The following is a 14,277-nucleotide window of genomic DNA, read 5'->3' on the forward strand; positions in this document are numbered from 1 at the left end:
CTTCAGCCCGTGTACTGGGTGAAAACCTTGAGGTAGTCGTACGGCTGCTGCGTCACACCGCTGCAGGAGTCGCCGTCGGTGCCCGAGCCGCAGGGGCGGTCGCGGTTGACGGACCAGTAGGTGAGGCGCCCGATGTGGTGCTGCTGGGCGTAGGCGAGCATGGTCTTGAAGTCGGCGACGCGGACGCGTTCGCCGGAGTCGTCGGTTTTGCCGTTCATCGAGGACAGCCCGATGTGGGCGTACGCGGTGGCGTCGCTGTAGCCGTACGCCGACTTGACCCGTGCCTTGAGGCCCTCCATGGCCTGCGTGGTCAGGGTGCCCATGTTCGTGGTGCCGCCGCCGAAGTCGAACGGCATGATGCACCACACGTCGTTCGCCAAACCGGAGTTCGCGGCCCGCTTGATCATGTCGACGCCGGTGGAGTCGGGACCGCTGGTGGTGGTGCCGAAGGTGATGACCGTCTTCAGGCCGGGGTTGTTGGCCTTCACCGTCTTCAGGGCGTCGACCACGCGCTGCCGCACCGTCGCGTTCGACCACTCGGTGTTCTCGATGTCGATGTCGAGGGCCTTCAGCCGGTACGCGTCGATCACCTTCTGGTACGCGCCCGCCAGCGCCGAGGCGCTGGAGCACTTCTCACCGAGCTTGTTCCCGCTCCAGCCGCCGACGGAGACCATGACGTCACCGCCGGCGGATTTGATCGCGTCGATCCTCGACTGGTCGGTGCCGCCGGTGAGCGGGCGCGTGCCGTCCCACTTCGGGTTGCAGCCGCCGTCGGAGAGGATGAACGCGAGCGTGAACCACTTGACGCCGGTCGCCGACATCACCGACGTGGGGTTCGGCGGGTTGCCCCAGCCGAGGTACTCGTAGGGGGCGACGGCCATGCCGGGCGAAGCTGCGGCGGCCTTGAGGGAGTTGACCGGCTTCACGCGGATCAGCCGGGTCTCGCCGGGCCGCAGGGTCGCGCTGTAGGAGTCGGCGATCACGCCTTTGTGGGAGCCGGACCACAGATCGGTGACGTCACCGGAACCGGTGAAGCCCACCTGCGACCAGTCCACGGAGACCGCCGCGTTGCCGGACGTGCCGGTGTTGAACAGGGCCACGACGTACTGGCCGTCGCTCTCCTTCTTGCTCCAGACCTGCTTGACCCCGCTGTTCACGATCCGCTTGGCGGCGACGCCGTCCTGGTCGACCGCTATGAGGCGGTCGTTGGTCAGCATCGCCTTGTCGACCGGGTCGAGGTCGGTCAGGTCGGTGCCGAGCAGCAGCGGTGACGCGGCCATGGCCCAGAGGGTGAAGTGGGACCGGCGCTGGTCGGCGGTGAGGCCCACCCGGTCGCCGTTGCCGATCTCCAGGGAGTCGAGGTCGTTCCAACCGCCCGGGCCGGCGTGCGGCTGCCAGGAGGCCGCGGTGTTGAAGCGGGAGGAGACGTGCGACCAGTCGGTGAGCGGATAGCCGCTGCCGTTGGAGCCGGGGCCGCAGTAGCACTCCACGTCGCCCTGAGTGCGCCAGCTGTTCGCCAGTTTCTTCCAGGTGGTGGCATCCGCGATCGGAAGGTTGTTGGACAGCGCGAAGTTGATGGGCCGTCCGGAGGCACGCAGCGCCTTGTCCCAGGCCTGGACGTCGGGGATGTCCTGGCTGCCCACCCCGTCGATCTTCAGGTAGTCGACTCCCCAGGAGGCGAACTGCTTGGCCCAGGAGTTCACGAACTCCTGGGCGCCCGGCTTCCCGTAGTCGATGTAGTACATGTTCTTGCAGTTGTAGTTCTTCTCCGTCCTCGAGGTGTCCGCGATGTCCTTCGCGTGGTACGAGGTCCCCTCGATCGGCGTGTTCTTGGTGACGGCGTTCTTGGCGATGCCGGGCGTCACGTAGAAGCCGAACTTCAGGCCCTTGGAGTGGACGTAGTCGGCCAGCGCCTTGATGCCGGACGGGAACTTGGCGGTGTCGACGGCCCAGCGGCCGTAGGAGTCGACGACGAAGCCGTTGTCGTCGCACTTCTGCCAGAAGTCGTCGAGGTTGATGTAGATGAATCCGTGGTTCTTCAGGCCGCTGGAGACGAGCGCGTCGGCCTGGGCCTTGAGCTTCGCCTCGGTCGGCGAGCGGCGGACGAAGCTCCAACTGCTCCAGCCCATCGCGGGCCGGACCGACTGGCCGTTGTCGGAGGCGGCCGCCGGGCGGGCGGCGGCCAGCAGCGGGATCGCCGAGGCGATCAGCAGCCCGACCAGGGCCACGATCAGTGATCTGACGCGGGTGACACGGGTGATGCCTGTCATGACTGTCCCCTCTTCGCGGGAGTCGCGTACGAGGTGCCGATCCACGCCTCGTCGATCCGCAGCCGCTGGTAGCGGGTCGTGTCGGTGGAGGCGGCCCAGGTGGAGCCGACTTCGAGGCGGACGTAGCGGGCGTTGACCGCGGTCAGGTCGATGCCCTGGACGCCGCGGCGGCTCGGCAGCTGACCGGTCTTCACCGGGCTGCCCCAGGTCGAGCCGTCGGCGCTCAGGTACACCTTGTAGTCCTTGATCCGCGCCGACTGCTCGGTGTCCGAGCGGGCGTAGGCGACGGAGTCCTCGCGCTGGTTGAGCCCGAGGTACTGGACCCTCTTCGAGCTGCCGAGGTCGAAGGTGAGGCTCACCGGAAGGGATTTGTCGTTGTCCCAGTAGGTGCGGTAGTCACCGTCACCGGCGGCCGAGCCCGCGTGACCGCTCGCCGAGGCGCTCGCGCTCACCTTGACGCCGGTGAGGATGCCTTGGCGGCCGGCCGTGGTGACCTTGAACACCGTGTCGTACGGGTCCCAGGCACCGAGGCCGGTGAGAGTGAGTACGCCGCCCGACTGCGACCACGAAACCGCCGCGCCCGTGCGGAGGTTGGTGACCGACGCGACACGGTAGCCGTTGTCGCGGATGCGCAGGGTGCTGGTGCTGGGCGGGGTCAGGACGTGGATGTACTGGCGGTCGGGGTCGGTCTTGCTGATCGTGGTCACGCCGTGGGCGCCGTCGTTCCAGAATCCCGGCTTGAGTCCGCCGTACAGGTAGCCGCCGCCCTCCGTGCCGTGCAGGGACTCCCAGATGGGGTCGAGGTAGGAGTTCGCGAAGTTGTTGAAGTCGGCCTGGTTGGCCGGGAACTTACCGTTGACCTGGGCGGTCTCGGCCATCAGCGCCTTCACGGACGATCCGGTGTTGGTGACGAGGCGGCCGAGGGTGAGCATCTTGTCGACCGACGGGTCGGTGCCGCCGTACCACCAGGCGCCGGTGGAGGGCAGCTTGAAGTCGGCCTCCGTGAGGCGGGGTTGGGCCGTGTAGACCGCCTGCGGGTAGTCGTACCCGGGCGTCATCCCCGTCTTCTGCTCGTTGCTGATCATGTCCATGATCGGCGTGTCTTCGTTGTTGTTGCTGAGCGTGTAGTTCGGACGCTTCTCGTAGATCTGCCGGTAGAGGTCGTGGCTCTCCCAGTAGGCGTTGTCGTTGTCGATCCAGAAGCCGCCGAGGTCGGGATAGCGGTTCATGACCTCGAAGAAGTTGTCGTAACTGAACTGTCCGAAGCCGTCGTTGGTGGTCAGGTCGACGTTCTTGCCCTTGTAGGCGGAGTAGCCGGCCGAGTCGAGCCACTCATGGCCGCCCTCGTCGTGCCACTGGGGGTCGTTGGTCATGTAGAGGATGACCTTCAGCCCCCTGGCCTTCGCGGCGGTGACCAGTTCACCCAGGAAGTCGCGTTGGGTGGAGCAGGAGCCCGGGATCTTCGACGGCCAGGCGCGGGCGTAACCGAGGCGGCTGTGGAAGGAGGCGAGGACGAGGTACTGCGTGTGCAGCTTCTGGGCCTCCTTCACCCAGTAGTCGGCGTTCCAGCCTCCGTTCGTGACGTCGTCCTCCCAGGCGGTGCAGCTGGTGTGGGCGGGCGCGGTGCGCAGACCCCAGTGCAGGAACAGTCCGCCCACCGAGGCGCGGAGGAAGTCCTGGCGGGGGTTGTCCAGATCCAGCGGCTCGGCCGCCCTACCGCAGTCCTGGCCTCCCGAGACCCGCAGGGCGCCGCCGGACGTGTTGTGGCTGTCCGTCAGGCAGCTGCCCGTCACGTCCTGGAAGCCCACGTCGAACGGGGAGCCGCCGCCGTTCTGCGCGGTGAACCGGGTGAGCCGGATGCCCTCTGCCGCGTTGGCGAGGATCGCCGGGCGGCCGTCGTCCGCGGCGAACTTCACCGAACTGTCGGTGAAGCGGATGTCGTCGGCGTTGTGGAGGTACCAGCCGTAGGCCGGCCGGGTGCCGATGGCCTTGGGGTTGTAGTCGTTCGGGTCATTGCCCGGCACACCGGTGGACATGGTGCCGTTGCCGCCCGGGACCGTGATGTCGACGTGGTTGAAGGTCACGCCCTTGATGCGGTGGCCGGTCTCGCCCCACAGGGTCGGACTGAAGGACGGGCTGCTGCCGGCGGCCGTGATGGTGTCGTACGTGATGTCGCTGATCGAGCCGACACCGGGGCTGTTGCCGCACCGCTTTCGCGTGCCGATCTTCTGCATGATCGGCGAGTGGACGTTCGTCATCGTGATGTCGCGGTAGTGGACGTCGGAGATCTTCGCGCCGTCCATGGACACCATGCCGAGGCCGGACTTGTCGGCACCGTCGATACGGATGTTCTCGAACCGGTAGTCCGAGAAGTCGCCGCACGTTTCCGAGCCGAACATGAGGGCGTTGCAGCAACGGGCGGACAGGAAGCTGTCGTTGACGCGGACGTGGCCGTTGGGGAGCTTGGCGCCGAGGGCGTAGTCGCTCTTGAAGACCAGGGCGTCGTCGTTGGCCCTGATGTTGGCGTTCGTCACCGTGACGTTCGTCGTGGAGATGATGTTCCAGCCGTCGCGGTCGCTCGCGGTGTCGATGGTCAGGTGGTCCGACGTCACGTTCTTGCAGCCGTTGATGAGCGCCGCGAAGTGGCCGCCGCGGCGGAGGGTGAGGCCGTCGCCGATCGTGAGTCCGTCGCACCGGGTCAGGGAGATGATCTTGTCGGCCTCTCCGGACTTCGGGTTGCCGGTGATCAGGTTGCCCATGCCGTCGATGACTCCCTGGCCGACGAAGCCGATGTCGGTCAGCCTGTCGCCGTGGATCATCGCGTCGCGGAAGTGGCTGTGCCCGTAGTCCTGGTAGTCGTCGTAGGGGTTGGACTCGGCCTTGTCGTAGGTGTCGGCGCTGGAGCCCTGGAGGGTGGCGCCCTTGTCGAGCCGGAGCGTCACATGGCTCTTCATGTGGACGGTGTTCCTCGCCTTGTAGTCACCGGGCGGGAAGCGGACGACTCCGCCGCCCGCCGCCGAACTCGCCGCGGTGATCGCCTTGTTGACGGCGGGGGTGTCGTTGGCGGAGCCGTCCCCCTTGGCGCCGTAGTCGCGTACGTCGAAGACGGTGGCGGCTCGGGGTGGCGCCTGCGGGGTGGCCGGGGCCGCCGGGTGGCTGAGTCCGAGGACGACGGCGACGACGAAGAGGACGATCGCCGCCGCTCGGGAGCGTGGGGCTGTGGGGGGTTTCAAGGTGACGGCTCCTCAGACCAGTTGGTAGCCGCGGAGGTTGCTGAGCAGCAGATAGGTGTTCTGGAGGGAGCCGGAGGTGTCGCCGAGGGAGCGGTAGATGCCCCACTTCGGGCGGACCCGGTCGGCCAGGAAGGTGTCGACGCCGGTCTTCGACGCGTCGATGACGGTCGAGCCACCGGACTTGAGGATCCAGCGGACCGAACCCGCCGAGCCGTCGCCGACCTTGATCTGGAAGTCGACGTCGGTCCACTTGTCGTGCAGCGGGTCCAGGTCGGTGCGGCCGACGAGGATGTCGTCGATGGCGAGTTTCAGCTCGATGGTCTGCTTGCCGTTCACCCGGCGCAGGGACTGCACGACGATCGGCGAGGTGCCGCTGCCGGGCTGCTTCATCTGCATGATGTGGGTGAAGGTGGTGGTCGCCTTCAGGGAGCTCGGGATGTACATCGAGTAGGTGACCCGCCAGGTCTGTCCCTTCGTCCACTTCAGATAGTTGCTTCCGCTGCCGTTGCGCAGCCCTGTGACCTCCTGGCGCTGGCGGTCGGTCGAGGTGTCGCGGTCGACGGTGTGCATGTCGAAGCGCCAGTTGTTGCCGGTGGCGTAGATGTGCGGCTGCCCGGCGGAGTGCGAGTCGGCGCGGTCGTCCTCGATCGTCTCGAAGGCGCCGAGGCCGTCGCCGCTCGCGGAGGGGGCCCACTTCTGCTGCCAGGAGGCGGCGTGGGCGGTGGTCGCCGTCGGCAGACCGACCGCGGCCGCCGTGGCACCGCCGAGCGCGGCGCCCAGCAACGACCTTCTGGATGTGTTCATGACACTAATCACCTCGCAGCTGTTCGTTCATGATCAGGAAGGCGCCCAGGCCGTGGAAGTCGTTGGTGGCCCGGTCGCGAGCGATGTAGTACGCGTAGTCGCCGACGTTGGTACCGATGGAGATGTCGGCGAGGTTCGTGCGCCCGTCGGAGCCGACCGAGAGCTTGGCGAGCACGCCCTGGTAGCCGCGGTGTGCGACGGCCTTGAAATGCTGGTCCAGGTATCCCTGCCGGGCGCCGCGCGAGAGGGCGTAGGTGAACATGCTGGAGCAGGACGTCTCGGTCCAGTTGTCGCCGCGGGCGCCCTTGTCGATCACCTGGAACCAGCGGCCGGTCGCCGGGTCCTGGTACTTCTCCAGTCCGGCCGCCAGCTTGCGGAAGACGCCGAGCAGCTGGGCCCGGCGCGGGTGATGCTGCGGAATGCCGTCCAGCACGCCGACGATCGCCATGGAGTACCAGCCGACCGCACGGCACCAGTGCTCGGGGGCGAGCCCGGTGCGCGGGTCGGCCCAGCCGGCGCTCTTCGACTCGTCATAGGCGTGCTCGAGCAGTCCGTTCGCGACCTGGAGGTGGCTTCCGTAGACGGCGAGCTGTTTCGCAGCCTCGTCGTCGGTGTACGAGCTGTCGCCGAACTCCTCTCCGTACTCGACGAGGAACGGGTTCACCATGTAGACGCCGTCCGCCCAGAGTTGGTGGGCGCGGCTCGCGGTGTCGGCGTGCCAGAAGCCACCGTCGCTCGTGCGGGGATAAGTGGCCAGGCGGTCGACGATCTTCTTCGCCGCCTTGCGGTAGCGGTCCTGGCCCGTCTCGTGGTGCAGGATCACCAGGAGCCGGCCGGCCTGCATGCTGTCCAGGCTGTTGAAGGACTGGCTCATCGAGCCGTCGCTCTTCACGAAGCGGTCGACGTAGTCCTTGATGTAGGTCAGGTAGCGGGTGTCATGGGTGCGCTCGTACGCGAGGTACTGGCCGTAGAGGTACAGGCCGACCGGGTAGGACCAGCCACCGATGCTGCTCGGTGTGAAGCGGGCCATGGTCGACTCGACCATCGCCACGGACCAGTCCCGGTCCGGGGACGGGCCGGTCGGGGAGCCGGCGGCCGGGGGTGCGGCGGCCGGCACTGTGACCAGGGTCGCGGCGGCGAGCGCAAGGGTCGTCAGAGCCGTGCGAAGACGACGGCGTCTCATGTTCCTCCCTCTCCGTGAGCCAGGAGACACGGGAAACATCGGATGAAAGCCAGAGTGGATTCACATCTGTGAACTGAGTTCAGGATTCCGCCCGTTGGCGCGATCCAGAGTCGCGGTAGGACCGTCGGCGGTCAATGGTCTGTACCGAAGAGGTCGGATGCATTTCCGGCCAATTTCAGCCACCGCCCACTGACTGGCGGGTCTGTTCGGACGGATTCCGCGGTCAGGAATGCATCACGGCTCGTGATCGTTGACGATAGGAGTGCCATCTGACGACAACCGTAAGGATCAAGAGCTCGTGAGCAGCAAGGTCCCCCCGATCATCCTCAACAACGGTGTCGAGATGCCCAAGCTGGGTTTCGGCGTCTGGCAGGTGCCGGACGACGAGGCCGAGCGCGCGGTCGCCACGGCGCTCGAGGCCGGGTACCGCAGCATCGACACAGCGGCGATCTACGGCAATGAAGTGGGCACCGGAAAGGCGATCGCCTCCTCCGGAGTGGCCCGCGAGGACATCTTCGTCACCACCAAGCTCTGGAACAGCGACCAGGGCTACGACTCGACCCTGCGCGCTTTCGACACCTCGCTGGAGAAGCTCGGCCTGGACTACGTGGACCTGTACCTCATCCACTGGCCCACACCCTCCCGTGACCTGTACGTCGACAGCTACAAGGCGTTCGAGAAGCTGCATGCCGACGGCCGGATCCGAGCCATCGGCGTCTCCAACTTCGAACCCGACCACCTGGAGCGGCTGATCGCCGAGACGTCCGTCGTCCCGGCCGTCGACCAGATCGAGCTGCACCCGCACCTTCAGCAGCACGCGGCCCGTGAGTACCACGCGGAGCAGGGCATCGCCACCGAGGCCTGGTCGCCGCTCGGCTCCGGCAAGGGTCTCCTGGAGGTCCCGGCCATCGTGGCCATCGCCCGCAAGCACGGCCGCACTCCGGCCCAGGTCGTGCTGCGCTGGCACCTCCAGCTCGGCAATGTCGTGATCCCGAAGTCCGTGACCCCGTCCCGGATCAAGGAGAACATCGAGGTGTTCGACTTCAGCCTGGACGCCGAGGACCTGGCGGCGATCAGCGCGCTCAACGAGGACCGGCGTCTCGGCCCGGACCCGTCGACGTTCAACGCCGCCTGACGACACACCGGTTCGGCCGACGGTGCGGTCCCCGTCGTAGGGACCCCACCGCCGGCCGTCGTGTGTCCGGCGTCAGCGGGTACGCTCCGCGCGTCAGACGGGCTGCCCGATCGGCCGTACGACGACGGTGTTGATGTCGACGCCCTCCGGCTGCCGTACGGCCCACACCACCGAGTCGGCGATCTGGTCCGCGGTGAGCAGGTGCCCGGGCGGGAGACTGCCGTAGCTGTCCCAGAACGGCGTCTCCACACGGCCGGGGGCCACCAGGGTGACACCGACACCGAACTCGGTGACCTCACGGCGGGCGTTCTCGGCGAGCCCGGTCACCGCCCACTTCGTCGCCCCGTAGATGTTGCCGGGGCCGTGGACGAACCCGGCGACGCTGCCGATCAGCACGATCCGGCCGCGGGTCTCCTTGAGCGCGTCGATCGAGGCGCGGATGAGGAGGGCGGGGCCGAGCACGTTGGTCAGCACCATCTCGGTCCAGCCGGCGGGGTCACCCCCGGCGACGGTGTCATGGGTGGCGAAACCCGCGTTGGCGACGACCGTGTCCAGTCGGCCGAACTCCTTGAGCGTGCCGTCCACCGCGGCCCTGATGTCGCCGTATTCGGCGGCGTTGCCGACGAACGTCAACAGGCCGTCCGGATTGCCGAGTTCCTCGGCGAAGGCACGCAGGCGCAGCTCGCCGCGCCCGGTGACGGCCACCCGGTGCCCGGCGTCGAGCAGTTGCCGTGCGACCGCGGCGCCGATACCGCTGCCGCCGCCGGTGATGAGCGCGACCGGTGAATCGTCGGACATGGCTTCCCCCTGTGTTCCCCTGCGAACTCGTGGACGGCGGGGAGTACATCAGTTGAAGCGTTCTCGAAGTCAAGTACCGCAGGTTCGGCGGTAGTCGGCCGACGGGAAGTAGCGCCGCCACTCCCTCTCGGTGAGACCGGTCGACACCCGGTCGCACACCCTCCGCGCGGCCCGCTCCGGGCCGAGGGGAGGGCCCGGTCACTCAGATGAGGTGTGGCGATGTGCAACTCGCCGCCGTCCCTTGTGAATCCGAGGGCGAGCACCGAGGAGTCCCCCACGGGCAGGGACGCTGCGGGCAGAGCGGGCGTGGCCGTCTCCCAGACGTTCACCACTCCGTCGGGGTCGCTCGCGGCCACCAGGACGCCGTCGGCGGAGAAGCCGAGCGCCGGATCATGGCGGTTGGAGCCGCCGCTCCTCAGGACGGCCAGCCTGCGCCAGCTGTGCGCGTCCCACAGGGTGAGGCGGCCCCGGACGTCGGCGGCGGCGAGGTACCGGCCGTCGGGACTGAAGGCGCCCTCGGTGAGATAGTCCTCGCCCTCCACTCCCCTGATCCCCTTGAGCCGCTTGCCCGTCGAGACGCTGACGAGCATGCCCTCCGAGGTCAGCGCGGTGCGGCCGGTCGGGTCCGCGGTGACGGTGTCCCGCCGGCCGACCGCCGGGGCCCTCCTCGCCCGCACCGGCCGGCCCCGGCTGTCGAACGCGGCGGTCCGAGCCGCCCGGTCCCGCCAGGCGCTGCCGGTCAGTCCCTGGAGCGAGGGGGTGTGCACCGAACTGGTCCGGCCCTGTTCCCGGTAGCGCAGGACGCCCGCGTCGAGGTCAAGACGCAGGTCGCCCACCGCCGACGAGTCGACGGCAAAGGTGAGCAGCGGCTCGCGCGCGCTGTCGTCCGCGGGGTCGGGCAGGCCCGGGCGCCACAGGGCGAGGGCACCCAGGGTCCAGGTCAGGGCGTAGTCACCGGCGAACTCCACGCGGTATCCGCCACCGGCCAGGGGCAGCCGGGGCCGTTCCCGTCCGGCGCGGAAGTCCCAGGTGACGACACCTCCGGTGGTGACGCTCGCCACGGCCCGGCTGTCGGCGGTGAAGGTGAGCTCGTCGCCCCGGCACACGACCCGTGCGGTCGCGGCGGGCACCGTGGTGGCGACGGGGCGCGGCTCGCCGGCACGTCGGGGGAGCACTGATCACCGAGTACCTCAACCGGTCCGCACCGCGGTGTGCACCGTGTGCACCGCCAGCACGAACACATCCGCCCGCCGATGCACACTCGCCGCGTCCTCAGGATCGAGCAGCCGGTCGAGCGTGTCACGGTCGTCCGCATCCAGCCGCTCGGCAAAACCTTCCCGCAGCCGCCCCAGCGACGCGGCGATGTACGCACGGGCCCGATCGGTCGTCGGCGCCGGAAGATCCAGCATGAAGCTGCGCGTACCGGTGTGCCGCAGCCCGGCGGAGGCCATCAGCGCGGGCCAGTCCTCGACCTCGGCGACGGAGTCGGTCAACTCCGTCCGCATCTGCGCGAACCGCTCCTCCTCCAGCGCGTCGAGCCGCGCCTGGAGCCCCGGCCGCCCGATCCCGATGTCCCGGGGCAGGAAGCGTGCGGGCAGCCCGCCCTCCATCAGCGCCAGCGTGCCGCCCCGCGCCAGGCGTGCGGCGAACGCGGCGATCCCGGCGCGTTGGTCCCCGAGGTGGTGCAGGCTCCGACTGGCCCAGATGAGGTCGGCGGGGTAATCCAAGTCGTCGAGGATCGCGGGCAGTTCACCGGCGAGGGTCCCGAAGCGGTCGGCGACACCGAGCCGCGCGGCTCGGGCCCCGGCCCGCTCAAGCAGCGGTTCGGCCCCGTCGACGGCGACCACTCGGGCCCCCGGAAACGCCTCGGCGAGCAGACAGGACAGCACCCCTGGCCCACTGCCCGCGTCCACGATCAGCCCCGGCTCGGTCTGCTTGTGCCCGAGCCAGGCCAGCGCCCGCTCGTACAGCGGCGTGAACAGTTCCGCCTGGGTTTCCAGGTGCGCGGCCATCCTGGACCAGTCGATGTCGGTGTGGTCGTGGCGATGGTGACCGTGGGTCTCGTGATCGTGCGCCATGCTGCCAGCCTCTCCTCGGGATGCGGCCAGCGTGCTCCGACGCACCGCGAAGACGCCAGCGATGTTGCCACGACAGCAAAAAACACGGCAAAGCGGACGCGAAGAAACGGGGATGCGTCCACCCCGGCCGATCCCCCACGATGACTCCATGGACGATGAACTGGTGGAGCGTTTCCTCGAAGACGGATTCGTGAGGATCGAGGGCGCCTTCCCGCCACGCGTCGCCCAGCACTGCGCGTCGCTGCTGTGGCGGGAGACGGGCTACGACCCCGAGGACCCGGCCTCCTGGAAGGATCCGGTGGTCTGGGTGCCCGGAATGGCACAGGGCCCGTTCGCGGCGGCCGCCAACTCTCCGGTGCTGCACGAGGCGTTCGACCTGCTGGTGGGCGAGAACCGCTGGCAGCCCCGCTACTCACTGGGCACGTTCCCTTTGCGGTTTCCGCACGCGGAGGAACCGGACGACGCGGGCTGGCACATCGAGGGCAGCTACCTCCCCGAGGACGCGCCCGCCGGCATGTACCACACCAACCTGCGCTCCAGGGACCGCGCCCTGCTGATGCTGTTCCTGTTCAGCGAGGTCACCGAGACCGACGCCCCGACCCGTATCAGAATCGGCTCCCATCTCGACGTACCGCCGGTCCTGGAGCCGTACGGCGAACAGGGCGCCTCCTTCCTGGAGTTGGGCCCGAAGGTGGACAAGGCCTCGGCACACCGCCCGCTCGCCCACGCCACCGGCAGCCCCGGGGACGTCTACCTCTGCCACCCCTTCCTGGTCCACGCGGCCCAGCCCCACCACGGCACCAGCCCGCGTTTCATGGCCCAGCCGCCCCTGCTCCCGGCGGTGCCGTACGAGTTGAGCAGAACCGACGGCGACTATTCAGCGGTGGAGTTCGCAATCCGTCGGGGCCTGGCCCAAGAGAACTGACCAGACCCCGGGCGGCGTGATTCTTTCAGGGGCGCGGGGAACCGCGCGACCAGCCGCAACGGACCCGCAGCCGACATCGCACAGCACCCCGCATTTCCTCAGAGCGCCGGATACGCGTTCTGCATCAACTGCTGGAACTGCGCCGAGAACCAGTGCCCCGACAGCGGAGCGTTCGGCAGCGCACCGGACATGTTGTTGTTGTTCCGCGGGTTGCCGGTGTACGTCGGGTCGCACATCCGGTCGAAGCCCTTGCCCTCGTCGTTGGCGATCGCCGAGCTGGACCCGTCCGACTCACCCGGAGGCTTGATCCACACGTAGGCGTCGATCCCGGCGGCCGGGCTGGCCTTCGGGCGCTCACCGAGACCGGCACCCGACTGGTTGCACCAGTTGCCGACATGGATACGCCGGTCGAGCTTGCCGCCGTTGACGTAGGTGTCCACGTCCGTCATGGCACCGGGGCCGGTGGGCCGGGCGGAGCCGCCCCAGCCGTTGCGGCTGGTGTCGATCAGCATGCCGACGCCCGCGGGGAAGCCCTGGTTCACGGCCTCCTGCCGGAACGCCTGGGCGTAGGAGAGCTCGTCGACGTACCGGTTCCAGTCCACCCACTTGGACTCGCGCACGGACTTGCCGTTCACGGAGTCGTTGATGGTGAAGTTCTGCTCCTTCAGCGCGCTGTAGTTGGCGGTGTTGGTGATGAAACCCTGCACGTCGTTGACCGTGGCGCCCTCGGCGGTGGCCGCCTGCTTGATCGTCTGGACGGTCGCGGAGAAGTTGTCGTCCCAGCCGAGCCAGCCGTGATGCCCGGCGTCCACGTAGTTGTAGACGTTGGGGGCGTCACCGAGCTTGTTGAGCGCGTAGCCGACGCCCTTGACGTAGTTGCCGTTGGCCTTCATCGTGTCGCAGTTCGCGGTGGCCGTGGCTCGCGGCGTGACGTTGGTGACGAGGTTCGGCAGCGAGTCGAGCTCGACCGTGTTGACGATCCGCAGCGAGGCGTACTTGGGGTCGGCGAGGATCGCCGCGATCGGGTCGATGTACTGCGTCTTGTACTTGTCGATCTCCGTCGGGCCCAGTTCGCCGTTGGAGGCGAGGGCCGAGCAGTCGCGTCCGGGCAGGTCGTAGATGACCAGCTGGACGACGAGCTCTCCCGAGCCCTTCTGCTTCAGCGCCTCGTCGAGATGGGCGCGCAGGCCCATCTTGCCGCCGGTGCCGTTGATCGCGGCGATCCGGTCCAGCCACACGCCGGTGGGCTGGTTGGCGACGCGGCTGCCACCCGGCTCGGCGGCGGCGTTGGCGGACCACTCGGGGTTCACGTACACCTTGGAGCCGGCGTACGGGTTGTCGACCCGGGTGCCGGGGGTGCCGGGGTCGGTCGGGCCCGGGTCGGTGGGGCCGCCGCCGTCGACGTTGCAGGTCACACCGTCGAGGGTGAAGGTGGCCGGGACGGCGTTGGTGCCGCTGTAGCTGCCCTGGAAGCCGAAGCTGACCGAACCGCCGGTGGCGAGCGTGCCGTTGTAGGACTCGTTCGCCGCGGTGACGGCCGTCCCGCTCTGGCTGATCTTGGCGTTCCAGCCGCTGGTGACCTTCTGGTTTCCGGCGTACGCCCACTTCAGCGACCAACTCGACTTGGCCGTGGTGTTGTTGGTGACGGTGACGGCGGCGGTGAAGCCGGTGTCCCACTGGTTCTGCACCTTGTAGTCCACGGTGCAGGGGACGGCCGCGATGCCTGCGTCCCCGGGGGCCACGGCTAGCGCGGTCCCGGAGGCCCCGGCGACGAGCGCCAGGGCAGCGAGGAGCGCTGTTCTCGTACGACTCATGAGTGCGGGTTTCCTTCTCGTTCGCGGATGGTGTCCG

General features: G+C 68.5%; 9 protein-coding genes. 2 read left to right on the forward strand and 7 right to left on the reverse strand.

Annotation, left to right across the window (positions count from 1 at the left end):
- Positions 1 to 2: 2 nt before the first annotated feature.
- Genes OG841_RS08905 through OG841_RS08920 form a run of 4 tightly spaced genes read right to left on the reverse strand, consistent with a single transcriptional unit; the run spans position 3 to position 7,490 of the window.
- A complete protein-coding gene (locus OG841_RS08905) occupies positions 3 to 2,270 on the reverse strand; it encodes an alpha-galactosidase (RefSeq protein WP_371564342.1) in 2,268 nt (755 codons plus the stop codon).
- Complete coding sequence (locus OG841_RS08910) at positions 2,267 to 5,503, reverse strand: glycosyl hydrolase family 28 protein (protein ID WP_371564344.1); 3,237 nt, start codon at positions 5,501 to 5,503, stop codon at positions 2,267 to 2,269. The genes OG841_RS08905 and OG841_RS08910 overlap by 4 nt, the downstream gene beginning before the upstream one ends.
- Before the next feature lie 12 nt (positions 5,504 to 5,515).
- Positions 5,516 to 6,307, reverse strand: coding sequence for a heparin lyase I family protein (locus OG841_RS08915; RefSeq protein ID WP_059209499.1), 792 nt, complete (start codon positions 6,305 to 6,307; stop codon positions 5,516 to 5,518).
- 4 nt (positions 6,308 to 6,311) lie between these two features.
- Positions 6,312 to 7,490, reverse strand: coding sequence for a glycoside hydrolase family 88/105 protein (locus tag OG841_RS08920; protein ID WP_328641931.1), 1,179 nt, complete (start codon positions 7,488 to 7,490; stop codon positions 6,312 to 6,314).
- A gap of 298 nt (positions 7,491 to 7,788) precedes the next feature.
- On the opposite strand from OG841_RS08920, the gene OG841_RS08925 reads away from it, so the two are divergent.
- A complete protein-coding gene (locus OG841_RS08925) occupies positions 7,789 to 8,625 on the forward strand; it encodes an aldo/keto reductase (protein WP_371564347.1) in 837 nt (278 codons plus the stop codon).
- 93 nt (positions 8,626 to 8,718) lie between these two features.
- On the opposite strand, the gene OG841_RS08930 is transcribed toward OG841_RS08925, so the two are convergent.
- Together OG841_RS08930 and OG841_RS08935 are read right to left on the reverse strand one after the other, a co-directional pair.
- On the reverse strand, positions 8,719 to 9,423 hold the full coding sequence (locus OG841_RS08930; protein ID WP_371564349.1) for an SDR family oxidoreductase: 705 nt from the start codon (positions 9,421 to 9,423) through the stop codon (positions 8,719 to 8,721).
- 1,190 nt (positions 9,424 to 10,613) lie between these two features.
- Complete coding sequence (locus tag OG841_RS08935) at positions 10,614 to 11,501, reverse strand: class I SAM-dependent methyltransferase (protein ID WP_371564351.1); 888 nt, start codon at positions 11,499 to 11,501, stop codon at positions 10,614 to 10,616.
- Positions 11,502 to 11,613: 112 nt separating this feature from the next.
- Between OG841_RS08935 and OG841_RS08940 the strand changes: the two genes are divergently transcribed.
- Positions 11,614 to 12,426, forward strand: a complete 813-nt coding sequence (locus OG841_RS08940) for a phytanoyl-CoA dioxygenase family protein (protein ID WP_371564353.1) — start codon at positions 11,614 to 11,616, stop codon at positions 12,424 to 12,426.
- 98 nt (positions 12,427 to 12,524) lie between these two features.
- On the opposite strand, the gene OG841_RS08945 is transcribed toward OG841_RS08940, so the two are convergent.
- A complete protein-coding gene (locus OG841_RS08945; RefSeq protein ID WP_328641925.1) occupies positions 12,525 to 14,240 on the reverse strand; it encodes a glycoside hydrolase family 6 protein in 1,716 nt (571 codons plus the stop codon).
- Between the last annotated feature and the right edge of the window lie 37 nt (positions 14,241 to 14,277).

Origin of the sequence: Streptomyces canus, assembly GCF_041435015.1 — a bacterium.
Classification (GTDB): Bacteria; Actinomycetota; Actinomycetes; order Streptomycetales; family Streptomycetaceae; genus Streptomyces; species Streptomyces canus_G.